Annotated in this window: 18 protein-coding genes, 4 tRNA genes, 3 rRNA genes, 2 pseudogenes and 1 riboswitch; of the genes and pseudogenes, 5 read left to right on the forward strand and 22 right to left on the reverse strand. The window is 44.8% G+C overall.

The genetic code is table 11. From position 1 onward, the window contains the following. Window positions 1-26: 26 nt before the first annotated feature. The 12 genes from tsaD to H7F27_RS17705 form a co-directional block, all read right to left on the reverse strand. Window positions 27-1067 (reverse strand): tRNA (adenosine(37)-N6)-threonylcarbamoyltransferase complex transferase subunit TsaD, encoded by a 1041-nt coding sequence (gene tsaD / locus H7F27_RS17650; protein WP_059335927.1) that lies wholly within the window; start codon window positions 1065-1067, stop codon window positions 27-29. Continuing rightward, window positions 1060-1515, reverse strand: coding sequence for a ribosomal protein S18-alanine N-acetyltransferase (gene rimI, locus H7F27_RS17655; RefSeq protein ID WP_024120406.1), 456 nt, complete (start codon window positions 1513-1515; stop codon window positions 1060-1062). Before rimI ends, tsaD begins: the two co-directional genes overlap by 8 nt. Window positions 1516-1524: 9 nt before the next feature. Further along, window positions 1525-2214 (reverse strand): tRNA (adenosine(37)-N6)-threonylcarbamoyltransferase complex dimerization subunit type 1 TsaB, encoded by a 690-nt coding sequence (gene tsaB, locus H7F27_RS17660; RefSeq protein WP_024120405.1) that lies wholly within the window; start codon window positions 2212-2214, stop codon window positions 1525-1527. Further along, window positions 2195-2671 carry a tRNA (adenosine(37)-N6)-threonylcarbamoyltransferase complex ATPase subunit type 1 TsaE gene (tsaE, locus tag H7F27_RS17665; RefSeq protein ID WP_101861374.1) on the reverse strand — a complete coding sequence of 159 codons (477 nt, stop codon included), beginning with the start codon at window positions 2669-2671 and terminating at the stop codon, window positions 2195-2197. The genes tsaB and tsaE overlap by 20 nt, the downstream gene beginning before the upstream one ends. Window positions 2672-2685: 14 nt before the next feature. Next, on the reverse strand, window positions 2686-3663 hold the full coding sequence (gene thiL, locus H7F27_RS17670) for a thiamine-phosphate kinase (RefSeq protein WP_185848229.1): 978 nt from the start codon (window positions 3661-3663) through the stop codon (window positions 2686-2688). A gap of 180 nt (window positions 3664-3843) precedes the next feature. Next, window positions 3844-3920, reverse strand: a tRNA-Asp gene (locus tag H7F27_RS17675). Window positions 3921-3974: 54 nt separating this feature from the next. Further along, window positions 3975-4051, reverse strand: a tRNA-Met gene (locus H7F27_RS17680). Between the two features lie 22 nt (window positions 4052-4073). Further along, window positions 4074-4189 (reverse strand): 5S ribosomal RNA (gene rrf, locus H7F27_RS17685). Window positions 4190-4243: 54 nt separating this feature from the next. After that, window positions 4244-7171: ribosomal RNA gene (locus H7F27_RS17690) — 23S ribosomal RNA — on the reverse strand. 169 nt (window positions 7172-7340) lie between these two features. Further along, window positions 7341-8890, reverse strand: a 16S ribosomal RNA gene (locus tag H7F27_RS17695). Together the 16S, 23S and 5S rRNA genes with 4 tRNA genes alongside form the textbook arrangement of a ribosomal RNA operon. A gap of 104 nt (window positions 8891-8994) precedes the next feature. Continuing rightward, window positions 8995-9068 (reverse strand) — tRNA-Gly (locus H7F27_RS17700). A 13-nt stretch (window positions 9069-9081) separates the two neighbouring features. Then, a tRNA-Arg gene (locus H7F27_RS17705) sits at window positions 9082-9158 on the reverse strand. 335 nt (window positions 9159-9493) lie between these two features. Here H7F27_RS17705 and H7F27_RS17710 point away from each other — a divergent pair. Beyond that, complete coding sequence (locus H7F27_RS17710) at window positions 9494-10348, forward strand: manganese catalase family protein (protein ID WP_101861411.1); 855 nt, start codon at window positions 9494-9496, stop codon at window positions 10346-10348. A gap of 57 nt (window positions 10349-10405) precedes the next feature. Here the strand turns inward: H7F27_RS17710 and H7F27_RS17715 are convergent, their stop codons facing one another. The 8 genes from H7F27_RS17715 to H7F27_RS17750 form a co-directional block, all read right to left on the reverse strand. Next, window positions 10406-11494, reverse strand: coding sequence for a glycoside hydrolase family 26 protein (locus H7F27_RS17715; RefSeq protein WP_185848230.1), 1089 nt, complete (start codon window positions 11492-11494; stop codon window positions 10406-10408). A gap of 19 nt (window positions 11495-11513) precedes the next feature. Continuing rightward, entirely contained in the window at window positions 11514-12461 is a 948-nt protein-coding gene (gene manA, locus H7F27_RS17720) for a mannose-6-phosphate isomerase, class I (RefSeq protein WP_185848231.1), read from the reverse strand. Beyond that, the gene (locus H7F27_RS17725) at window positions 12458-13357 is read right to left on the reverse strand and encodes an ROK family protein (RefSeq protein WP_185848232.1); all 900 of its coding nucleotides are present in this window, start codon (window positions 13355-13357) and stop codon (window positions 12458-12460) included. Before H7F27_RS17725 ends, manA begins: the two co-directional genes overlap by 4 nt. Before the next feature lie 28 nt (window positions 13358-13385). Next, complete coding sequence (gene gmuR / locus H7F27_RS17730) at window positions 13386-14099, reverse strand: transcriptional regulator GmuR (protein ID WP_024120398.1); 714 nt, start codon at window positions 14097-14099, stop codon at window positions 13386-13388. Between the two features lie 156 nt (window positions 14100-14255). After that, complete coding sequence (locus H7F27_RS17735; RefSeq protein ID WP_185848233.1) at window positions 14256-15653, reverse strand: glycoside hydrolase family 1 protein; 1398 nt, start codon at window positions 15651-15653, stop codon at window positions 14256-14258. 18 nt (window positions 15654-15671) lie between these two features. Beyond that, window positions 15672-16997 (reverse strand): PTS cellobiose transporter subunit IIC, encoded by a 1326-nt coding sequence (gene celB, locus H7F27_RS17740; protein WP_024120396.1) that lies wholly within the window; start codon window positions 16995-16997, stop codon window positions 15672-15674. A gap of 17 nt (window positions 16998-17014) precedes the next feature. Beyond that, window positions 17015-17347 (reverse strand): PTS sugar transporter subunit IIA, encoded by a 333-nt coding sequence (locus H7F27_RS17745; RefSeq protein WP_185848234.1) that lies wholly within the window; start codon window positions 17345-17347, stop codon window positions 17015-17017. Beyond that, entirely contained in the window at window positions 17347-17658 is a 312-nt protein-coding gene (locus tag H7F27_RS17750; RefSeq protein ID WP_024120394.1) for a PTS sugar transporter subunit IIB, read from the reverse strand. Before H7F27_RS17750 ends, H7F27_RS17745 begins: the two co-directional genes overlap by 1 nt. A gap of 178 nt (window positions 17659-17836) precedes the next feature. Beyond that, window positions 17837-17936: riboswitch (purine riboswitch) on the forward strand. Window positions 17937-17990: 54 nt separating this feature from the next. Between H7F27_RS17750 and pbuE the strand changes: the two genes are divergently transcribed. Beyond that, window positions 17991-19157: a purine transporter PbuE gene (gene pbuE, locus H7F27_RS17755; RefSeq protein ID WP_185848235.1), complete on the forward strand. Its 1167-nt coding sequence runs from the start codon at window positions 17991-17993 to the stop codon at window positions 19155-19157. 13 nt (window positions 19158-19170) lie between these two features. On the opposite strand, the gene H7F27_RS17760 is transcribed toward pbuE, so the two are convergent. Next, window positions 19171-19791, reverse strand: a complete 621-nt coding sequence (locus H7F27_RS17760; protein WP_185848953.1) for a YdhK family protein — start codon at window positions 19789-19791, stop codon at window positions 19171-19173. Window positions 19792-19934: 143 nt separating this feature from the next. Next, window positions 19935-20912 (reverse strand): HD domain-containing protein, encoded by a 978-nt coding sequence (locus tag H7F27_RS17765; protein WP_185848236.1) that lies wholly within the window; start codon window positions 20910-20912, stop codon window positions 19935-19937. A 75-nt stretch (window positions 20913-20987) separates the two neighbouring features. On the opposite strand from H7F27_RS17765, the pseudogene H7F27_RS17770 reads away from it, so the two are divergent. From H7F27_RS17770 to phoB, 3 genes and pseudogenes are all read left to right on the forward strand, one after another. After that, window positions 20988-21456 (forward strand): annotated as a pseudogene (locus H7F27_RS17770) (GNAT family N-acetyltransferase). Between the two features lie 19 nt (window positions 21457-21475). Further along, window positions 21476-21812 (forward strand): annotated as a pseudogene (locus tag H7F27_RS21085) (DUF4944 domain-containing protein); the annotation flags it as partial. 613 nt (window positions 21813-22425) lie between these two features. Beyond that, entirely contained in the window at window positions 22426-23814 is a 1389-nt protein-coding gene (phoB, locus tag H7F27_RS17780; protein WP_185848237.1) for an alkaline phosphatase family protein, read from the forward strand. The last annotated feature ends 34 nt before the right edge of the window (window positions 23815-23848 follow it).

A 23848-nucleotide genomic window follows, 5' to 3' on the forward strand; every position in this document is an offset into this window, starting at 1 on the left:
AATAACAATAAAAAAGCCTCACTCCATTATGTCGTGAGACCCTGGTAAGAAGTCAGTTCAAGACCAGGCTGGCCATTCATATCATATGATCCGCGAATCCCTTTTTCAAAAGCAATTGTACCGGCCGCAGCAATCATTGCAGCATTATCCGTACATAAGGATAGCGGAGGAATGATGAGCGCCGTCCCCTCATGCTGGGAAAATTCCTTCTGTAACGCAGCTCTGAGTCCTCTGTTTGCAGCTACTCCGCCGGCCAAAAGAACCTGTTTGACACCATATTCTTTTGCAGCGCGTGCCGTTTTTGTCACTAAGACATCAATGACGCTATTCTGAAAACTGGCAGAAAGATCTTCCGGCGCAATTTCCTGTCCTTTTTGAGCCGCATTATGAAGCGTATTGATCACAGCTGATTTCAGCCCGCTGAAGCTGAAATTATAAGAACCTTCTTCAAGCCATGCGCGAGGCAGAGGAATAGTGTCATTCCCTGATTCCGCAAGCTTGTCAATCTGCGGTCCGCCTGGATACGGGAGACCCATTGTTCTCGCCACTTTGTCATAAGCTTCCCCTGCTGCATCATCGAGTGTTTCCCCGATTACTTCAAATGAACCGTGTTCTTTCATATAAACCAATTCAGTATGGCCGCCAGAAACGACCAATGCAAGCGCTGGAAAAACAATCTCTTCTACTAAACGGTTTGCGTATATATGGCCCGCTATATGATGGACTCCAACTAACGGAATATGATGCGCAAAGCTCAATGCTTTAGCGGCGTTTACCCCGATTAGCAGTGCTCCCACCAATCCCGGGCCTTCAGTAACTGCAATCGCATCTATGTCACGATATGTCATGTCTGCTTTACGGAAAGCCTCTTCGATCACTAAAGTGATTTGCTCCACATGATGTCTTGATGCTATTTCCGGCACAACCCCTCCGAATCGTTTATGGCTTTCAATTTGAGAGGCCACAACGTTCGAGACGATTTCTGTTCCGTTTTTGACAATAGCTGCTGCCGTTTCATCGCAGCTCGTTTCGATTCCTAATATATAAAGATCTTTTTGCTCATTCATTTATCGTCACCCACATAATTAACGCATCTTCCCCGTTATCAGTATAATAGTTCTTTCTTATTCCGCCGGGCTGCATCCCGAACTTTTTATATAAACTTTGAGCAGGGTGATTGGAAACCCTCACTTCAAGCGAAAGCCGCCTCGCCTCTTTTTCTTTACAAAGCTCGAGAGCTGAACGAAAAAGTGCTTCTCCTAAAGACTGGCCCCTATACTCTGGTTTAATCGCTATATTTGTGATTTGGGCGTCGTCCATCACAATCCAAATCCCGCAATAACCCGCGATACAATCGTCCTTTTCAATCACGAGATAGTGGGCATACGGATTTTCAAGCAATTCATGATAAAACGAATCCTTCGTCCAGGGAGACGTAAAGGAGGATGTTTCAATTTCGTATACGTGATCAACATCATCAAGCTGCATTTTTCTGACTGCTGCTTTTGTTTTCATCCTATCACCCTACTTTTGACTTTCAATCCATTTCGCTTCAGCTTCTGCAAGCCGCAAATAATCCGGCACAAGCCCGTGAATATCAGCAGCTTCCCTATCCGCACCCAAGTAAGCCAATTCTGAAGGGCGGGGATTATGCTGAACCGCAGACCCTATGATTCCTTTTGTTCCTAATACATCCAGTATCGTCTCCTTGTGTATGGATGTATCATGTCCTAAAAACAAAACAGGGCGATCCTTCTCTTTTAGCATCTCCAGCCACTCTGTCAGCATCACATTTTGATCCGGCACAGCCTGTTCTAAAAGCCCGTTTTTATATTCATAAAGACCTGTATACACCTGTCCGCGTCTCGCATCAAATATAGGGCTGATCAGACCGTCAAAGTGACGTCCATTTGCCGCGAGCGCTTCAAGACTTGAAACAGCAGAAATCGGAATGTTTAAAGACCAGGCAAGTGTTTTGGCAATGGTTACACCGATTCTCACCCCTGTGTACGAGCCAGGACCTTTTGCGACAACAATTTTAGAAAGATCCTGCGGGGTTGTATCACAATCATTCAGCAAAGAATGAACAGCAGGCATCGCTCTCACAGAGTGATTCTTTTTTAAATATGTCATGTATTCTGCTATGACAGTGTTGTCCCGAAGCAGCGCTATGCCTAAAGTATAATTCGATGTATCAATTGCTAATATTGTCATGTCTACTTATCTCCTCACAAAGCATTTCATACCGATTCCCCACAGCTGTAAAGGTGATCTCTCTTTCATCATCACCAGCTCTTTTAATGACAATTTGCAGTCGCTCCTGCGGAAGCTGCTCTTCAACTAAATGTGCCCATTCCACTAAGCAGACACCTTGTCCATGAAAATATTCATCAAGTCCTAAGTCTTCACTCTCGTCTTCCATTCTGTATACATCCATATGAAAAAGAGGAAGTGAACCATCGTTATATTCTTTTATGATCGTAAACGTCGGACTGTTTACAACACGTGTAATTCCAAGTCCTTCAGCAAAACCTTTTGTAAAGGTTGTTTTCCCAGCTCCTAAATCGCCCTCTAATGTCAGGACGTCCCCAGGCTTTGAAAACGATGCAGTCAGCTTAGCAATCGCTTTTGTTTCTTCAGGATTTACAGTTCTCCATTTTAATTGCTTCACACGAGTCACCCGTCTTATTTAAAATGATTATATCCTTTTTTCTCTAAAGTCATTGTTTCTTCATCTGTCTTTAATACGACATTGGATTCTGTCTTTTCACGGACACATCCAATCTTTGTAATTGGCAGTTGAAGTCTGCTGCACTCCTGCTGTAACACTTCCCAGTCTTCCTTTGAGATCGTCCCAGTCAGCTCAAAATCCTCTCCGCCAAACAAAGCCCATTCCTTCCATTTGGAATTTAACTTAGGCAAGTCCGGATGAACTGGAAGAAGGCTCTCGTCAATTTCTATTGAAACAGAGCTAGATTCAGCAATTTCATGCAATTCACTTGCCAATCCGTCACTAATATCATTAAGAGCCACACGCTGAGCGTTCGAGCATAGTCTGCCAACACTCACTCTTGGGTGAGGTCGTTTATGCCTATTGATAAAGTAATCTGTTTCAAATGATGTTTCCGGTTGGGAGGTCTCTTTTAGCAGCAATGAAAGTCCAGCGGCAGAAGAACCGATTTCACCAGTGACAAAGACAATATCATTCGGCTTTGCCAAACTGCGCAAACAGGCACGTCCCTTTTCAACTTCCCCAATCACAGTCACTGTGACGACTAGTTTATCGTTAGTAGAAACTGTATCACCGCCAATCAGGTCCATACAGTATAGTTTCGCCAGTTCATTCATTCCTTCATACATTTCCTTGATTTCTGATGCCGTCCATTTTGAAGGCACCGCAAGAGACACTAAATAAAACTTAGGAATACCTCCCATTGCGGCAATATCACTTATATTTATAGCCAACGCCTTATATCCAATGTCCTCCGGCGAAGAATAGCACAATTTAAAATGCACGTCCTCTACCATTGTATCGACACAGACAATTTCCTGCACACCGTTTTTCGCTGTGTAAAGAGCGGCATCGTCTCCAATTCCTACATCAACGGAAGAATGGTGAATGGTCCGCGGAGTAATACTATTAATTAAATCAAACTCATCCATTAACCAAACCTCCTTTTGGTCTGATTATGTTTTATATGTACTGTATCTAGTGTATCGGATTATGGTGAAATATCCAAGATGTTGCCGATATAAAGAAAGCTTGGCTATCATACCAAGCAAAAGATGTAATAAAAGAAAACACAAAAAAAACGAAAACATGATCGTTTCGTTTACAATAAATGGCGGTCCGGACGGGACTCGAACCCGCGACCTCCTGCGTGACAGGCAGGCATTCTAACCAACTGAACTACCGGACCATTTTAATTTGGTTGCACCCTTTGGGCACTCCTTATTTTAAAGGATATTTTTTTTGGTTGCGGGGGCAGGATTTGAACCTGCGACCTTCGGGTTATGAGCCCGACGAGCTACCGAACTGCTCCACCCCGCGATGATATAATTATGATAAAACTGCTTGGCGGCGTCCTACTCTCACAGGGGGAAACCCCCGACTACCATCGGCGCTGAAGAGCTTAACTTCCGTGTTCGGCATGGGAACGGGTGTGACCTCTTCGCTATCGCCACCAAACAATTTGAGAGTGTTCTCTCAAAACTAGATAACAGGTGTGACATCATTAGAAATTAGGTTAAGTCCTCGATCGATTAGTATCTGTCAGCTCCATGTGTCGCCACACTTCCACCTCAGACCTATCAACCTGATCATCTTTCAGGGATCTTACTTCCTTGCGGAATGGGAAATCTCATCTTGAGGGGGGCTTCATGCTTAGATGCTTTCAGCACTTATCCCGTCCGCACATAGCTACCCAGCGATGCCCTTGGCAGAACAACTGGTACACCAGCGGTGCGTCCATCCCGGTCCTCTCGTACTAAGGACAGCTCCTCTCAAATTTCCTGCGCCCGCGACGGATAGGGACCGAACTGTCTCACGACGTTCTGAACCCAGCTCGCGTACCGCTTTAATGGGCGAACAGCCCAACCCTTGGGACCGACTACAGCCCCAGGATGCGATGAGCCGACATCGAGGTGCCAAACCTCCCCGTCGATGTGGACTCTTGGGGGAGATAAGCCTGTTATCCCCGGGGTAGCTTTTATCCGTTGAGCGATGGCCCTTCCATGCGGAACCACCGGATCACTAAGCCCGACTTTCGTCCCTGCTCGACTTGTAGGTCTCGCAGTCAAGCTCCCTTGTGCCTTTACACTCTGCGAATGATTTCCAACCATTCTGAGGGAACCTTTGGGCGCCTCCGTTACCTTTTAGGAGGCGACCGCCCCAGTCAAACTGCCCACCTGACACTGTCTCCCCGCCCGATAAGGGCGGCGGGTTAGAAGGTCAATACAGCCAGGGTAGTATCCCACCGATGCCTCCACCGAAGCTGGCGCTCCGGTTTCCAAGGCTCCTACCTATCCTGTACAAGCTGTACCAACATTCAATATCAGGCTGCAGTAAAGCTCCACGGGGTCTTTCCGTCCTGTCGCGGGTAACCTGCATCTTCACAGGTACTATAATTTCACCGAGTCTCTCGTTGAGACAGTGCCCAGATCGTTGCGCCTTTCGTGCGGGTCGGAACTTACCCGACAAGGAATTTCGCTACCTTAGGACCGTTATAGTTACGGCCGCCGTTTACTGGGGCTTCAATTCGCACCTTCGCTTACGCTAAGCGCTCCTCTTAACCTTCCAGCACCGGGCAGGCGTCAGCCCCTATACTTCGCCTTACGGCTTCGCAGAGACCTGTGTTTTTGCTAAACAGTCGCCTGGGCCTATTCACTGCGGCTCTCTCGGGCTTGCACCCTAACAGAGCACCCCTTCTCCCGAAGTTACGGGGTCATTTTGCCGAGTTCCTTAACGAGAGTTCTCTCGATCACCTTAGGATTCTCTCCTCGCCTACCTGTGTCGGTTTGCGGTACGGGCACCTCTCACCTCGCTAGAGGCTTTTCTTGGCAGTGTGGAATCAGGAACTTCGCTACTATATTTCGCTCGCCATCACAGCTCAGCCTTATGGGAAACGGATTTGCCTATTTCCCAGCCTAACTGCTTGGACGCGGATATCCAATACCGCGCTTACCCTATCCTCCTGCGTCCCCCCATTGCTCAAATGGTGAGGAGGTGGTACAGGAATATCAACCTGTTGTCCATCGCCTACGCCTTTCGGCCTCGGCTTAGGTCCCGACTAACCCTGAGCGGACGAGCCTTCCTCAGGAAACCTTAGGCATTCGGTGGAGGGGATTCTCACCCCTCTTTCGCTACTCATACCGGCATTCTCACTTCTAAGCGCTCCACCAGTCCTTCCGGTCTGGCTTCACAGCCCTTAGAACGCTCTCCTACCACTGTTCGAAGAACAGTCCGCAGCTTCGGTGATACGTTTAGCCCCGGTACATTTTCGGCGCAGAGTCACTCGACCAGTGAGCTATTACGCACTCTTTAAATGGTGGCTGCTTCTAAGCCAACATCCTGGTTGTCTAAGCAACTCCACATCCTTTTCCACTTAACGTATACTTTGGGACCTTAGCTGGCGGTCTGGGCTGTTTCCCTTTCGACTACGGATCTTATCACTCGCAGTCTGACTCCCAAGGATAAGTCATTGGCATTCGGAGTTTGACTGAATTCGGTAACCCGGTAGGGGCCCCTAGTCCAATCAGTGCTCTACCTCCAAGACTCTTACCTTGAGGCTAGCCCTAAAGCTATTTCGGAGAGAACCAGCTATCTCCAGGTTCGATTGGCATTTCACCCCTACCCACACCTCATCCCCGCACTTTTCAACGTGCGTGGGTTCGGGCCTCCATTCAGTGTTACCTGAACTTCACCCTGGACATGGGTAGATCACCTGGTTTCGGGTCTACGACCACGTACTCATGCGCCCTATTCAGACTCGCTTTCGCTGCGGCTCCGCATCTTCTGCTTAACCTTGCACGGGATCGTAACTCGCCGGTTCATTCTACAAAAGGCACGCCATCACCCGTTAACGGGCTCTGACTACTTGTAGGCACACGGTTTCAGGATCTCTTTCACTCCCCTTCCGGGGTGCTTTTCACCTTTCCCTCACGGTACTGGTTCACTATCGGTCACTAGGGAGTATTTAGCCTTGGGAGATGGTCCTCCCGGATTCCGACGGAATTTCACGTGTTCCGCCGTACTCAGGATCCACTCTGGAGAGAACGAAGTTTTGACTACAGGGCTGTTACCTCCTATGGCGGGCCTTTCCAGACCTCTTCATCTACCTCGTTCCTTTGTAACTCCGTATAGAGTGTCCTACAACCCCAAGAGGCAAGCCTCTTGGTTTGGGCTAATCCCGTTTCGCTCGCCGCTACTCAGGGAATCGCATTTGCTTTCTCTTCCTCCGGGTACTTAGATGTTTCAGTTCCCCGGGTCTGCCTTCTCATATCCTATGAATTCAGATATGGATACCACTCCATTACGAGTGGTGGGTTTCCCCATTCGGAAATCTCCGGATCAAAGCTTGCTTACAGCTCCCCGAAGCATATCGGTGTTCGTCCCGTCCTTCATCGGCTCCTAGTGCCAAGGCATCCACCGTGCGCCCTTTCTAACTTAACCGTTAAAAAGAATCACTATGTGATTTCTTGTGTTACTAATTGAATGTGATGTCTACTGTTATCTAGTTTTCAAAGAACACGTTTCGAAGGAATGATCCTTCAAAACTAAACAAGACAGGGAACGTTCTGTTTATAAGACCCAAGGTCTTATATTCCGTAAATATCCTTAGAAAGGAGGTGATCCAGCCGCACCTTCCGATACGGCTACCTTGTTACGACTTCACCCCAATCATCTGTCCCACCTTCGGCGGCTGGCTCCATAAAGGTTACCTCACCGACTTCGGGTGTTACAAACTCTCGTGGTGTGACGGGCGGTGTGTACAAGGCCCGGGAACGTATTCACCGCGGCATGCTGATCCGCGATTACTAGCGATTCCAGCTTCACGCAGTCGAGTTGCAGACTGCGATCCGAACTGAGAACAGATTTGTGGGATTGGCTTAACCTCGCGGTTTCGCTGCCCTTTGTTCTGTCCATTGTAGCACGTGTGTAGCCCAGGTCATAAGGGGCATGATGATTTGACGTCATCCCCACCTTCCTCCGGTTTGTCACCGGCAGTCACCTTAGAGTGCCCAACTGAATGCTGGCAACTAAGATCAAGGGTTGCGCTCGTTGCGGGACTTAACCCAACATCTCACGACACGAGCTGACGACAACCATGCACCACCTGTCACTCTGCCCCCGAAGGGGACGTCCTATCTCTAGGATTGTCAGAGGATGTCAAGACCTGGTAAGGTTCTTCGCGTTGCTTCGAATTAAACCACATGCTCCACCGCTTGTGCGGGCCCCCGTCAATTCCTTTGAGTTTCAGTCTTGCGACCGTACTCCCCAGGCGGAGTGCTTAATGCGTTAGCTGCAGCACTAAGGGGCGGAAACCCCCTAACACTTAGCACTCATCGTTTACGGCGTGGACTACCAGGGTATCTAATCCTGTTCGCTCCCCACGCTTTCGCTCCTCAGCGTCAGTTACAGACCAGAGAGTCGCCTTCGCCACTGGTGTTCCTCCACATCTCTACGCATTTCACCGCTACACGTGGAATTCCACTCTCCTCTTCTGCACTCAAGTTCCCCAGTTTCCAATGACCCTCCCCGGTTGAGCCGGGGGCTTTCACATCAGACTTAAGGAACCGCCTGCGAGCCCTTTACGCCCAATAATTCCGGACAACGCTTGCCACCTACGTATTACCGCGGCTGCTGGCACGTAGTTAGCCGTGGCTTTCTGGTTAGGTACCGTCAAGGTACCGCCCTATTCGAACGGTACTTGTTCTTCCCTAACAACAGAGCTTTACGATCCGAAAACCTTCATCACTCACGCGGCGTTGCTCCGTCAGACTTTCGTCCATTGCGGAAGATTCCCTACTGCTGCCTCCCGTAGGAGTCTGGGCCGTGTCTCAGTCCCAGTGTGGCCGATCACCCTCTCAGGTCGGCTACGCATCGTTGCCTTGGTGAGCCGTTACCTCACCAACTAGCTAATGCGCCGCGGGTCCATCTGTAAGTGGTAGCCGAAGCCACCTTTTATGTTTGAACCATGCGGTTCAAACAAGCATCCGGTATTAGCCCCGGTTTCCCGGAGTTATCCCAGTCTTACAGGCAGGTTACCCACGTGTTACTCACCCGTCCGCCGCTAACATCAGGGAGCAAGCTCCCATCTGTCCGCTCGACTTGCATGTATTAGGCACGCCGCCAGCGTTCGTCCTGAGCCAGGATCAAACTCTCCGATAAAGTAGTTTGACTGACTACGCACATCGCTGTGCGATTTATAATAAAACTTGAATTAACAGGTACGTTTTGTCTTGTTTAGTTTTCAAAGATCATTCAAGGAATAATGGAGCGGGTGATGAGAATCGAACTCACGACATCAGCTTGGAAGGCTGAGGTTTTACCACTAAACTACACCCGCATGTATATTATATTGGCGCGCCCGAGAGGAGTCGAACCCCTAACCTTTTGATCCGTAGTCAAACGCTCTATCCAATTGAGCTACGGGCGCTTATCGAGCGACTTAACTATCATACTATTAATTGATGTTAAAGTCAAGATGTTTTTTCGAATGTTTTTTCAAATCTTTTTGATTCGACTTTATCTATTATACACATTCTGAAGTGTTTGTAAACACCTTCGAAAAACTTTTTTGTTTTTCATTTTGTTCTGTGCTGTTCATCAGCGACGTTTAATAATATACCATGTGTTTTTTTATCGGTCAACACTTTTCTATGTTTTTGTTTCATTTTTCTCATTTTCTTTTCAGCTGTTGGTTAGTCCGTATAGTTTATCTGATTGTACAGATGATATAAAAAACAAAATAAATAAGAAAAGAGGCGTGTTATGTTTTACTACAAAGAAGAACTAATCAATATCATTAAACCCGATAAGCCAGATCCGGCCGCAGCTAAAGTACTGCAGGAAATATTAGGCGGACATTACGGAGAAATGCGTACAATGATGCAATATTTCTTTCAAAGCTCCAATTTCAGAGGAAAGCAGAAACAATATCGTGATTTGCTGCGCGGTATCTTCTTAGAAGAAATTGCCCATGTAGAGCTTGTGCAAAATACAATCAATGCTTTATTGGATGAATCAGGCGGTGCTGGAGTCGGCAGCCAGGGTATAGACCACGCCCCCCTTGATGAAGCAGTTAAACACGCTAACCCTCATCATTACATTATTGGCGCACAGAGTTCACTCCCGGTTGATGCGGGCGGCAATCCTTGGAACGCATCCTGGGTTTATAATCACGGAAACTTAATCACTGACCTGTTGGATAACTTGTTGCTTGAGTCTACTGGCGTTCTCCAAAAAACAAGAATTTATGAAATGAGCTCTAATCAGACGTTCCGGGAAACACTCGCTTTTCTTATTGTTCGTGACAATGCTCATCAAAATGCTTTCGCTAAAGCGCTTGAGACTTTGGGTGTTGACTGGGCTAAGCTTTTTCCAGTACCGAATTACGACATTAATAAATATCCAGAGTGCAGAAAGTATGTTGAATTAGGCTACCATAATGTACAGTTTAACTTTAGATTAGATGAAACAAGAATTGCAGAGATCTTTCAAGGGAAATCTCCAAGCAGAAATGGCGGCGAGCTGCAAGTAACTGAACCTCCGGCTGGATTTCCTGTTCCGGTTCTTCCGGACATGCCGAATGAACATAGTCCCGGCTTAGGGGATATGAACGCCTGATGAGCAAAAGGTTCTCAAGGATATCCTTGAGAACCTTTTATTAATGTAAAACGTTTTTTATTCAACTATAGGTGTTAGCGTATCACCGTTCCATACTTCTCCCTTATTTAATGTCCAGCTATCATTGTAGAGAGCAGAAGCGCCTCTGTTCACAGCCGGGCTCCATTCATCATTCCAGGCCAGAAAATAAGTGGTTTTAGGGTATTTTTGTTTTATCGCACTCATAAACAGGCTGTAATCAAAGCTGCCGTTTGCTGTTTGCGGACCAACTTCTGTGAAGGCAAATGGTTTATTAAGTGCTGTCAGCTGGTCGTATCCGCTTATCGAATATGGATCTTGAAAGTATGCATCTAACCCAACTATATCTACGTATGAAGCTCCAGGGTAAAAATCTGTTTTAAAATCTCGATTAGCGTCGGGAGAGTAAACCCACAATAAATGATCCAATCCTCTTTCGTCAGTCATATAATGATAGATTTTGATGTAGAGCTGTTTATATAAGCAGATTCTTTCATCATCCTTTTGATTATATGACGTAAGGCCCCACCAAAACCACTCGCCGTTCATCTCATGCAGCGGCCTGAACAGAACGGGCACGCCTTGCTTTTCCAGCTCTTGAAGTCCGTCAGCAATTTTGCTGAGCATGGCGTCCAGCCGCTTCCCCTCTGTTGTAGAAGAGTCTAACAGTTTTTTATACTGATCGTTGGTAATCGGTGTTTTATAGTGTCCTGACTGATAAGCAGGATTCGCTAGATGCAGACTGATCTGCGGAATCCCTCCGCTTTTCCAATACGAAATTAAATCACTGTTGCAGCTTACGTCTATAGAATCTTCAATGTTTGAGGTTTCAAGCCATCCCCTCGCGTAATCACAGCCGTAAATGGCAGGTGATTGTCCGGCTGAGCTTCGGATTCTTTCTGCTTCGGCCATGGAGAATGTGTCATGACTGTAACCGCCAAACGCACCGGAAAGCACTCTGTTTTCAGAACGATTCGGCAGGTGGACGAGCCAATTCATCACATCTTTTGTTGTCTGCTGTGCTTTAGGATTAACAGGTGACACAGTATGTGCTCGGATCGGCTCAGCCAAAACGGCAGGCGCAAATAAAAATAAGATGAACAAACAGATGATAGGTTTCTTTAACACAGAAATTCCTCCGTTCTTATTAAGGATGAGATATGATCAGCTCGCAAGTTCCTTCTATTGAAAAATCGCCAAAATGGGCAGGCAAAATAAAGTGTGAGCCTTTATTGCATTCATACTGCACACCGTTGTTTTCTATTATCCCTGAGCCTTCGACAACACTGCATAGCAAATAGGTTTGAGGAGAAGGAAAAACCGGCTTGCCGCTGACATTCCATTTGTAAACTGAGAAATAATCTGACTGAACATAAGACGTAATCACGGCATCCTTCATTTCTTTCACCGCCGGTATTGGTTCAGAATCCGCATGCGGTATGTTTACGACTTCCATAGCTTTTTCTATATGGAGATCCCTTTTTTGGCCATGGTCATTACAGCGATCATAATCGTATACTCGATATGTGGTATCAGAATTTTGCTGAATTTCAAGGACGAGGGTGCCCTCACACAATGCATGCAGCGTGCCGCTTGGAACATAAAAGAAATCTCCTGGCTTTATGTTGATGCGCCTAAGCAGTCCGTTCCAGTCACCGCTTTCTATAAGCTGTTTGAATTCTTCCTTCGTGCTTGCGTGATGTCCCAAAATCAGTTCTGCCCCTTCTTTGCAATCAATAATATACCAGCACTCTGTTTTTCCGAGGTCTCCGTTTTCGTGCACCATGGCATAATGATCATCAGGATGCACTTGTACAGAGAGGTCCATGTTGGCATCAAGTACTTTCACCAATAATGGAAACACGCTTCTTTGCGGAAAGCCGAAAAACTCCGGGCATTCTTTCCACACTTGATCTAGGGTTTTTCCTGCCAACCGGCCATTTTGAACAGTCGATGATCCATTGGCATGGGCCGAGACAGCCCAGCATTCACCAGTTTTTTCTGAAGGGATGCTATAGCCGAATCTATCACGAAGCGCTGTGCCGCCCCATATCCTTTCTTTAAAAATCGGCTCTAAAAATAAAGGATGCTTCATGATGGAACCTCCCCAGATGCTTCTTCTGCTTTTAATGCCTGATCGGCTAAAACAAACGTTCCGATGATTCCGGCATTTCTGCCTAAATGGGGAGCTACAATATACTCATTTATAATTTCTGATAATTCAGAAAAATTAAAGTAGCTTTTCATTATTTTAGGTACATATTGATATATATAAGGGAACAGCTGACTCTGATTCATGACGCCGCCGCCAAGAATCATTTTTTTTGGTGCCAGGATGAGGATATATTGTGCCAGCGCCTGCGCAATGTAATATCCTTCAAGTTCCCAGACCTCATTAACATGTGATAAATCTGCGGCCTTTTTTCCCCATCGTGACTCTATAGCAGGACCGGAAGCCAGACCCTCGAAGCAATCCTTATGATAAGGGCACTTTCCTTGATACGTGTCATCCGGATGGCGGCGAATATAGATATGGCCCATTTCAGGATGTGATAATCCTTGCAGAAGCCGCCCTTCTATAATCGCGCCTGCACCAATGCCAGTGCCGACCGTGATATATAAGCAGCTGTCGAAGTCTTTAGCTGCGCCGAAAAGAGATTCACTGAGCGCCGCAGCGTTTACATCCGTACTGAATCCGACAGGAATATTCATTTCTTCTTTTATTGTTTTCAAGAATGGATAGTGCCTCCAGCCTGGTTTAGGCGTGGCAGTAATGGTTCCATATGTTTTACTGTTTACATCTAAATCAACGGGACCAAAGGAGCCGATGCCGATTGCCTGTAGCGAGAATTGGCGAAAATATTGAATGACTTTCTCTATCGTTTCATCCGGCATCGCTGTTGGTATTTCTATTCTGTCAATGATCGTTCCATCTTCTGTTCCGACGGCACATACAAATTTTGTGCCGCCTGCTTCAATACCGCCAAGCATGCAGATGGCCTCCTTGTTATCTCCGCGATCAGCGCCTTACATTTACCGAAGTGACGACAAATTTGTCATGCCGATGACGTGAAAAGGAATATTCAAATGGAATACCGTTATCTAAAAAGCCCACGTGCTCAACTTCAAGAATGGGATCATCCTGTTTGCAGCCCAGATGCTGCTGATCCATCTCATCAGATTTACAGGCTCTGATTTTCCGGTGCGTTCCGGCAATCTTTAGCTGAAGCCCGTTTGTAATGTGTTCATAAATAGAGTGGTGCAGCACCTCATCATTAATGCCGGGTATTAAGTGTGTCGGCATATATGTTTTTTCCAATACATATGGCTCGCCTTCCACAATCCGCAGCCGTACAACATAATAAACCGGCGTTTTCTGATCAATTGATAAATGGGCAGCCACTTCCTCAGTGGGAAATTGCACCTCGAACTGAATGACCTTGCTTTTGATTTTTTTGTCTTTTAACAAATTGGTCAGTCCGAGGATTTCATTGCTGACGACATGGACATGTTCATCCTGTATCGCAGATTGGATGATAAAGGTTCCGTGACCGCGTTTTCTGAATAACAGTCCTTCAGCAACTAAATTATCTAGAGCTCTTTTCATCGTCATGCGGCTTGAATTGAACTCTTTTGCAAGAGATACTTCATCGGGAATCGGCTGATCGATGGGATATACATTATTTTTGATTCGTTTTCTCATTTCATTTGCAATGATTTCGTATTTATTCATTGGTATCCTCCGGCAGCTGTAAAAGTAAAAATTTTGATATCGAATAAACTTCTTTACGGATATCATAAGTTCTTTTCCCTGTTTCATCAATGTTATGGCTATTTGTTGTTTCTGTTAGGAATTTTGACCGCCGGAAGACCTTTTAGCTATAGCAACCTAAAAACCATTTTTCTCAGCAAGCTTTTTGAACCATTTTCCGCTCTTTTTGACGGTTCTTTCTCCGTCTTTCTTCAGATTGACTGAAACAAATCCGTATCGGTTTTTATAAGCGTTTGTCCATGACCAATTGTCCATAAACGTCCATAAGTGATAGCCTTTTACGTTTGATCCTTCCTGTATAGCGCGGTGAATCCATTTTAAGTGCTCTTTGATAAATTCAATTCGATAGTCATCTTGAATCATACCCTGCTCGTCTCTGAAACGCTCTTCCCCTTCAACCCCCATGCCGTTTTCAGAAATAAAGCACTCGATATTCCCGTAATTTTCTTTTAAATTGATCAGGATATCATAAACGCCTTTTTCGTAAATCTCCCAGCCTCGGTGAGGATTCATTTTGCGGCCCGGCATGACGTAAGGATCGAAATACCTGTCAGGCAAAAACGGCGCATCCGGATTTGGCAGGTGCTCTTTGGCTTTTACACGTCTCGGCTGATAATAATTCACACCTAATAAGTCAACCGTATGCTGTTTAATGATCTCAAGATCCTCTTTCTCATATTCAGGCATAAAGCCTTCAGTTTTTAAAATGTGTATTAGTTCCTTTGGAAACTCGCCTTTTACAGAAGGGTCTAAAAAAGATCGGTTAAAGAACGCATCTGCTATTTCACCCGCTTTTACATCCGCCGGGTGGCTGCTTCTCGGATAGGATGGGGTTAAATTTAAGATGATGCCGATTTTTCCATCCTGCTTCATCTCTCTGTAAGTCCGAATGGCCCGGGCGCTCGATAACATGGTGTGAAACCCGACTTGAACGGCTTCTTTAAAATCTACCTTGTTCGGATAATGAAAATCATATAAATATCCGCCTTCTACCGGTACGATCGGCTCGTTATGCGTGAACCATTTTTTCACGCGATCGCCAAACAAACGAAAGCACGTTCCCGCATAGTTTTCATAAGCATCCACCGTTTCTCTGTTTGCCCAGCCGCCGATGTTTTGAAGTTCCATCGGCATATCGAAATGAAACAAATTGACAAAGGGTTCAATTCCATTAGCTATGAACTCATCAATGACGCTGTTATAAAAGTCCGCTGCTTTAGGGTTGATCTCGCCTGTTCCGCCCGGTATTAAACGTGACCATGAAATCGACATACGGAACGAGTTGTGGCCAAGCTCCTTCATCAGCCTGATATCCTCTTTATAGTTATCGTAAAATTGCGATGTGGATGCAGGCCCTACATGATCAAAAAAGCGATGAGGCTCTTTTTCAAACCAGTAATCCCAAATATTCTTCCCTTTTCCGTCTCGATCGGAGGCACCCTCCGTTTGTGTCGCTGAAGCGGATGATCCCCACCAAAAATCTTTCGGAAAACGATACTGTTCTGTTTGAGTCAAGTTCTCTCTCTCCTTATGTCACATTTTGATGCTGTTATCATTTTGCTGTGCTGTTTCCTGAACAGCCTGTTCTTTTTCTTTTGCGAGATTTAATTTATCCATTGCTTTTAGGAACGGAAACCATATCACGAAGACAATTAATAGATTAACAAGCTGCATGACGCCACCCATGATTGAGTTCGTCGCCATAATGCCATTAATGAATAATGGAACCGTCCACGGCACCGTCACACCGGTCGGCGGCGGAACGAGCCCTGCTGACATGGCCAGATAGGTGACGAGCGTAACAACCATCGGTGCCAGCACCCAAGGCACGATAATGATTGGATTCATCACAATCGGAAGTCCGAAGATAATCGGTTCGTTTACGTTAAAAATCCCTGGAGCAAGGCCGAGTTTTGATACTTGCTTCATCTGCCTGCTTTTCATGAATATAAGAATCGTAAATACAATCGCCAGCGTCATCCCGGTTCCGCCCATCCCCACTGTATAAATCTCCATAAACGGTTTTGAGATGATGTGCGGCACTTCTTTCCCCGCTGTGTAGGCTGCCAGGTTTTCCACCTGAAGTGTATTCCAAATCGGGTCCATCACAGAGTTGATAATGATTTGCCCATGCAATCCGAAAAACCAAAGAATTTGAATAAAAAATACAGCAATCAGCGTCGGAATGATACCGCTTCCAAGTCCGACAAGCGGAGCCTGAATCGCATGATAAATGACATCATGCATGTTGGTTTTGAAAAGCTGGGTGACCAGAACGTTAATCAGCAAAAACACAGTCAGTGTGATAAAAGCCGGAATAAGTGCGGCAAATGATTTTGCTACAGCCGGCGGAACCCCGGCAGGCATTTTGATCGTCAGATTTTTTTGAACGATTCTTCTGTAGATTTCACCAGAAAGAAATGCCGTGATCATACCCAGAAACATTCCTTTGGCACCGAGGCGGTCTACCGGAATGACTCCGGTTATGGCATCTCCTGTTTCCGGCTGAACGATAAAAGGCGTCAGCAGCAAAAAGGAAACCAAAGCGATCGCACCGCCAAACACAGCTTCAACCTGATAGCTTTTTGAGAGATAATAGCCTATACCAAACACGACGAAGACAGACATAATCCCCATGGTCGCCGTAGACGCAATGCCAAAATTGGACTGAAACGATGTGAGCATTGAAGCATTCATGATTTTATTTAAAAACGGCAGGTTCGTTAACACCACAAAAATGGACCCGAATATCGTAAGCGGGAAGGCCAGCATAAACGCATCGCGCAACACCTGCAAATAACGGTTATTATTTAACCTCCCTGCAATTGGAACAAGGAACTGGCTGATTTTCTCGAACACCCTATCCACCCCGATTTTTATATATTCTTTGTTTTAAAGATGCCAAGCAGCTCTTTTACCAATTCTTTCATAGTCAATGTTGACATCAGATGATCTTCCGCGTGCATAAGCAGCAATGAGAAATTGGCTGCCTCGCCGCTTGATTCTTTCTGTATCATTTGAAAGTGAATGTCATGGGCTGCAGATAGAGCATCCTCAGCCTGGGCAATAAGGGCATCTGCCTCCCCCCTGATTCCTTCCTTGTAGGCGCGCAGTGATTGAATGATGCAGCTTCGGGCATTGCCGCTGTGGAGAATAAGCTGAAAGCTGATTTGTTCGTCTGTTAAATCGGTGATTTTTATCTGCTCCATCATTGTTGCCCCATTAATGACAAAGCCTGTTCATAAGCTTTTTTGCCATCAGCCATTCCGTAAGCCATCATGTCAATGACCTCAACCCGAATGTTGTATTGGTCGGCTTCTTTTTGCAGTTCGCTTTTCAGAAAGCTCATTTGCGGGCCGATTAAAACCGCATCTGCCTTTTGCATATCTTCTTTCGCTTTATCCTGGCCGACTGCCCAGATCTCCGCTTCCTCTCCAATTGATTGCGCGTATTCTTTCATTTTTGTCACCAACAAACTCGTGGACATTCCCGAACTGCACGCCAGTAAAATTTTCTTCAATGGATGACCCCCTCTTTTATTTAAAACGCTTACAAAATTTATTATAGTCATTTAATTTAAATTGTCTATACTTTTGTAAAAATAAATATACTCATATTTTTTCAGTTCAACTATTTATCAAAATTTTCTATGGAAGATTCGCTCACAATATGTTAAACTCATCCTCGGAAACTAAATCAATTCAATAGCTATTTTTACTTGTATAACCTCAATAATATGGATTGAGGGTGTCTACCAGGAACCGTAAAATCCTGATTACAAAAATTGTGTATCACTTTTTTTGTAATCAGGATTTTTTTATTTGTCAAAAAATTTATGTAAAGGAGTTTGTTATGAATTTTAAAGTTTTTCTGCTTGCAGCTTCTACGATTGCAGTCGGATTGGTTGAGTTAATTGTGGGTGGGATTCTTCCTCAAATCGCAAATGATTTACACATTTCCATTGTTTCGGCCGGACAGCTGATCAGTGTGTTTGCGCTGGGATATGCTGTTTCAGGGCCGCTGCTTTTGGCAATGACCGCGAGGGTTGAACGGAAGCGTTTATATTTAATTGCGTTATTTGTTTTCTTTTTAAGTAACCTTGTCGCCTATTTCAGCCCTAACTTTGCGATGCTGATGGTATCAAGGGTATTGGCGGCGATGAGCACAGGACTGATTGTGGTCCTTTCCTTGACAATTGCGCCGAAAATTGTGGCGCCTGAATACAGAGCCCGCGCAATCGGCATCATTTTTATGGGATTCAGTTCTGCCATCGCATTAGGTGTGCCGCTTGGAATATTGATCAGTAATTCCTTCGGATGGCGCATTTTGTTCCTTGGCATCGGCCTGTTGGCGCTGATCTCCATGCTGATTATTTCAATCTTCTTTGAAAGAATACCAGCGGAGAAAATGATTCCTTTCCGGGAACAACTCAAGACAGTCGGTAATCTGAAAATCGCGAGTTCACACCTCGTCACGATGTTTACATTAGCTGGCCATTACACGCTTTACGCTTACTTTGCGCCGTTTTTAGAAGAGACTCTTCACCTGAGCTCTTTCTGGGTCAGCATTTGTTATTTCCTTTTCGGGATATCTGCTGTATGCGGAGGTCCTTTCGGAGGAGCGCTATCTGACCGGCTTGGTTCCTTTAAGAGCATTTTGCTGGTGACCGGTTCCTTTGCCATCATTATGTTCTTACTGCCGCTGTCTACATCGTCTATGATTTTCTTTTTGCCTGTTATGGTGATTTGGGGTCTTCTGAGCTGGAGCCTCGCCCCGGCTCAGCAAAGCTATTTAATTGAAATTGCACCTGATTCGTCTGACATTCAGCAAAGCTTTAACACGTCGGCCCTCCAAGTCGGAATTGCCCTTGGCTCAGCCATTGGCGGTGTTGTTTTGGATCAGACGGGTACTGTGGTGTCAACAGCATGGTGCGGCGGGTCGATTGTGATCATCGCTGTCCTGTTTGCTTTAATTTCTTTAACAAGACCTGTTCAGACAGCAAAAAAATCCTCCTTGTAAAAGGAGGATTTTTTTATGATTTAGCTGAAAGCTCGTCTTCGGTGACCCATTTGTGGTTTTTCACTTTTTCTCCGCTTGTTTTCGATGTATAGTCCACCATGTATACCGTTGTTTTTTCTGCAGAGTCGATTTCAGCAGTTGCTCCCTTCATGCCTTTCATGTGAGAGGCCTCTAAGATCGCCTGATCTCCGGGGTTGAGGGGTTTATCTCCTGCATCTTTTATCTCTTCTTGGATCACCCATTTGTGATGATCAACTCGCTGTCCTCCGGTTGTCGGTGTATAAGAAACAACATATGCCGTAGTATCGTATGCGCCTGTAACTGTTGCTTCGGCGCCCTTCATACCTTTCATATGAGAAGCATTGATGATGACCTGGCTGCCTATCTTATATTTAGGATGTTTCGATTCCGTTAATCCCTCTGGAACTTCAGCAGATCCGGAATGATCCATTTCTTCGTGTGAGCCGGAGTCCGAATGACTTTCATGAGTGCTTTCTTTTTTGCTGTCGCTATTGCCGCATGCTGATAAAACAAAAATAAGTGACATCAATAAAATTCCAAGTGCCTTTTTCGAAATCTTCATGTTCATTCTCCTTTGCTTCATTTTTTGGTGTGAACCACATCTGCCTGTCATACATGATCTTTTCAATAATACTGTACCCCCGAACGGTATGTAAATGCGCTGATATTCTCATAAAATATGCTGCTGTTTGTCCTATTCCCCGTGATCCGCAGAATAAAACGCGGTGGATAAAAGCCGCGGTTGCGCGGCTTCGGTTAGTTTTCGATTACTTTGATATACACGCCTTTTTTTGCTTTCTGATAAGCGGTCTCTCCCATTTTTCTGATGTTTTCAGATACTGATGAGGATGTGATCCATTCATTATGATGGAAAACAGAAGGGTCGATGAGACGCATTTTCTTTTTTCGATGAAAATCGTAATGAAAGTCATCCTCTTTTACTTGTATGTGAGGATGTATTTTTTCAAGCAGTCTCAGTACTTCTTCATTTTCTGATGAATGCAGGATGTCTAACACCTCTTGGTCTGTTTTCAGCAAATCTTCGGCGGCAATGACATTGTGCTGCAGCGCAGCCTTCAGCGTTTGCGCTAAGTATTCATACCCATATACATTCACTGGGTTCATAAAGAAATCGATTACTTCCTTGTAATACACTCGCACGAACCATTCGGCTGTTCCGATACTATCTGGAAACACCCTTCCGTTTCTCACAATGAGGCAATCTAAAAAGATTTCTGCTTCGCGGAGCGTGATTTGTCCATATTGATACATGTCACGCAGCGTGTAGTCTATGCGATCAGCACACAGCTCCGGTGCGGGCTGTTCGAGCAGTGTCCATCTTGTATCATTTAATAAAAGATCGTCGGCATCATAACCGTGTTTTTTTAGAATTCCAGGGATCTCGGACTGGTCAATGACTTGTTGAAAAATGTTTTCATGATAATCTTCCGCTTCATTTTCAAATACAAAATCGATTACATGAGAAAATGCTGTGTGCGACACATCGTGGAGAAGACCCGCGATCTGCTCTTCTATGGTTCCCCCCAGCCTTTTGATTAGAAGCATAACGCCAATGGAGTGCTCATACCGGGTCACATTCCACTTTGGATTGACTAAAAAGCTGGCGCCGCCTTGATAAACCCCTTTTAATCTTTGCACGGGTGCGCTTTTTATGAGTTCTTCCAGTACTCCGTCTATTTGATGCCTGCCGTAAAGCACATCGTTTATTTCCATACTGTCACCTCAAAATCTATTTTCTTCTTTCTATTTTTTGTATATATTGTTAGTAAACAAAAGAAAGAGGTCAAGTTGAAGATCATCCCAAGTAAAGAATTAGCCAAGCAAAAAGGACTGATTTCTTTGTCGCGCATTGGGGTACGCCTCAGATGAAAATGTCCAGCGATACATTTCAATGTGATGAATTGGACGGTTATGATGCTTTAGATGAGGATGGTACATCATCGGTTGATTACATACATCATAAATGGAAAAGACTTCAATATTTTTTCATTGGACTGATTGAAAAGAAAGGAATTGCACAGCTTTGCTGAGAAAGGCTGAAGAAACAGCCAAGCAATGGCTGTGTAAACAGATAAAGCTCATCACAACAAATGATAACATACACGCGATGGCATTTTACCAAAAGCGAGGCTATCAATTCACCGCATTGTTTCAAAACACAGTTGAAAAAGCAAGGCGGATTGAACCAGAAATTCCCGAAAAAGCTGAAAACGGGATTTTGATTCGGGATAAAAATCTTTTTTTCAAAGGAAATTGATTTAGGATAGGAGTTTTTTATGTTTCATCATTATAAATACTCGCTCATTTTTACGGTTCCATATTATGCGCTTTTTGCGTGATATATTTTGCCTATCAATTCATTCATCAGGCCAGATTAGAATACTCAAATTACCTAGGAGAAAGCGAGGACAAACATTGGAGGCTGTTTTTACTAAGAACGAAGAAGCACCAATTGAATACAGCGGCAATCTTTATTGGATTAGTGATCAAGCTAAAGCAGATAACACTTATTTGAAATCGCTCATTGTGAAGAAAGATGATGAGGTGCTGCTCCATTCTAATACAGAAACACCGGTAAGAGATTTTTCCGGCGGCAGTTTTCGTGACGGAAGCAGGGTAAGCAACATTTTGATACCGTATTTTCGCTTGATGAAAAAACTTTATTTCATCATTAAAGATTCACAATCCGGAGTCCAGCCTGAGCCGTAATGGTTGCTGGTTAAAAATAGTCAACAATATATTTAGCTAGGGCTAAGAAAGCACCTGTAAAATCAGGGAAGGCAGTTGCATCGAGTACACTTTCAAACGTCTCATTGGCTGTTTCCATCCTCTTTCAAATACCAATAATAGGTATTCAGTTTTATTTTTTCGGCAGAAATGACTCCTTCTGTATAAAAACGATTTTCTCGAAATATCTTATTGTATACAAATCATTCCATACTTTTGCGAAACCGCGCTAATCGAAAGCATCTGATTAATCCTCTCTGAATTAAAAACAGTTCACTCAAAATCAAGGGAAGAAGAAAAATAGAAAGAACCTGTCTCAAATTCCTTTTTGGCTTTCCAATTGATAAACAATAATCAACTTCTTACAGTTCACTTTTCCACCATCACCATAGTTAGTCATCTTGTAAACTCAATCTTTAAAATCGATTAATACTAGCTTAACACTTTAAAAATATAATGGGTTTGTCATTGAGGATCATATTTTTAGGAGGTTATTCAGTTGAAAAAATTCCCGAAGAAGCTGCTGCCTATTGCGGTGTTATCATCTATTGCGTTCAGCAGCCTAGTCAGCGGCAGCGTGCCTGAAGCCAGCGCCCAGGAAAAGAAAAAGGGGAATCAAAACGAAATTAAGAATGTCATCGTCCTGATCGGTGATGGGATGGGGGTGTCTTATACGTCCGCTCATCGTTACTTAAAGGATAATAAAAAGACTAAGGTTGTTGAGCCTACAGCTTTTGACCAGTACCTTGTCGGACAGCAGACCACTTACCCTGAAGACCCTGAACAAAATGTAACGGATTCCGCTTCTGCCGCAACGGCTATGTCAGCTGGGGTTAAAACATATAATAATGCAATTGCAGTGGATAATGACGGTTCAGAGGTCAAAACAGTTCTTGAAGCGGCAAAAGAAAAAGGAAAATCGACCGGCCTTGTCGCCACTTCAGAGATTACTCACGCCACTCCGGCTTCTTTCGGCTCACATGATCACAGCCGGAAAAACATGAATTCTATTGCAGACGACTATTATGATGAAATGGTGAACGGCAAGCACAAAATCGATGTCCTTCTAGGCGGTGGAAAAAGCAATTTTGACCGCAAGGACCGTAATTTGGTAAAGGAATTCAAAAAAGCGGGATACAGCTATGTGGATAACCGCAAGGACATGCTGAAAAACAAGGACAGCCAAGTTCTCGGCCTGTTCGCTGACGGCGGCCTGCCTAAAAAGATCGACCGCACGAAGGATATTCCTTCATTAAAAGACATGACAAACACAGCTCTCAAAAAATTAAGCAAGGACAAAGACGGTTTCTTCCTCATGGTTGAAGGAAGCCAGATTGACTGGGCGGGGCATGACAATGATATTGTCGGCGCCATGAGTGAGATGGAAGACTTTGAACAAGCCTACAAGGCAGCGATCGATTTCGCTAAAAAAGACAAGCATACATTGGTTGTCGCAACGGCTGACCACTCAACCGGCGGGTACTCCATCGGTGCGGACGGCATTTACAACTGGTTCAGTGAGCCAATTAAAGCGGCAAAACGCACGCCTGACTTTATGGCAGAAAAAATCGCCGGCGGCGCAGATGTTGAAAAAACATTAAAAACGTATATTGATCAAAAGAAATTAGCTTTAACTGCATCTGAAATTCAATCTGTTGAAAAAGCGGCAAAATCGAAGGAAGTCCTTGATATCGATAATGCGATTGAGGAGATTTTCAATAAACGCTCCCACACAGGATGGACAACAGGCGGACATACCGGCGAGGATGTTCCTGTCTATGCGTACGGACCGTCCAGTGAGAAGTTTTCCGGCCAAATCGATAATACTGAAATCGCCAAAAATGTTTTCGACGCTTTACAATACAACATTAAGATTAAAGATAAGTAAGAGAATACAAGATGTCCCGTTGCTTGTATAAGGA

It is taken from the genome of Bacillus sp. PAMC26543, from assembly GCF_014250375.1.
GTDB classification, from domain to species: Bacteria; Bacillota; Bacilli; order Bacillales; family Bacillaceae; genus Bacillus; species Bacillus halotolerans.

What these genes read in the sequence shown, in the direction of transcription:
- thiL (WP_185848229.1), bottom strand. Translation starts at nt 3,663, where the DNA reads ATGGATGAGTTTGATTTAATTAATAGTATTACTCCGCGGACCATTCAC.
- H7F27_RS17725 (WP_185848232.1), bottom strand. Translation starts at nt 13,357, where the DNA reads ATGCTTGGCGGTATTGAAGCAGGCGGCACAAAATTTGTATGTGCCGTC.
- H7F27_RS17745 (WP_185848234.1), bottom strand. Translation starts at nt 17,347, where the DNA reads ATGGAGCAGATAAAAATCACCGATTTAACAGACGAACAAATCAGCTTT.
- rimI (WP_024120406.1), bottom strand. Translation starts at nt 1,515, where the DNA reads ATGAAAACAAAAGCAGCAGTCAGAAAAATGCAGCTTGATGATGTTGAT.
- H7F27_RS17710 (WP_101861411.1), top strand. Translation starts at nt 9,494, where the DNA reads ATGTTTTACTACAAAGAAGAACTAATCAATATCATTAAACCCGATAAG.
- manA (WP_185848231.1), bottom strand. Translation starts at nt 12,461, where the DNA reads ATGAAGCATCCTTTATTTTTAGAGCCGATTTTTAAAGAAAGGATATGG.
- H7F27_RS17760 (WP_185848953.1), bottom strand. Translation starts at nt 19,791, where the DNA reads ATGACAGGCAGATGTGGTTCACACCAAAAAATGAAGCAAAGGAGAATG.
- gmuR (WP_024120398.1), bottom strand. Translation starts at nt 14,099, where the DNA reads ATGAATAAATACGAAATCATTGCAAATGAAATGAGAAAACGAATCAAA.
- H7F27_RS17765 (WP_185848236.1), bottom strand. Translation starts at nt 20,912, where the DNA reads ATGGAAATAAACGATGTGCTTTACGGCAGGCATCAAATAGACGGAGTA.
- pbuE (WP_185848235.1), top strand. Translation starts at nt 17,991, where the DNA reads ATGAATTTTAAAGTTTTTCTGCTTGCAGCTTCTACGATTGCAGTCGGA.
- tsaD (WP_059335927.1), bottom strand. Translation starts at nt 1,067, where the DNA reads ATGAATGAGCAAAAAGATCTTTATATATTAGGAATCGAAACGAGCTGC.
- tsaB (WP_024120405.1), bottom strand. Translation starts at nt 2,214, where the DNA reads ATGACAATATTAGCAATTGATACATCGAATTATACTTTAGGCATAGCG.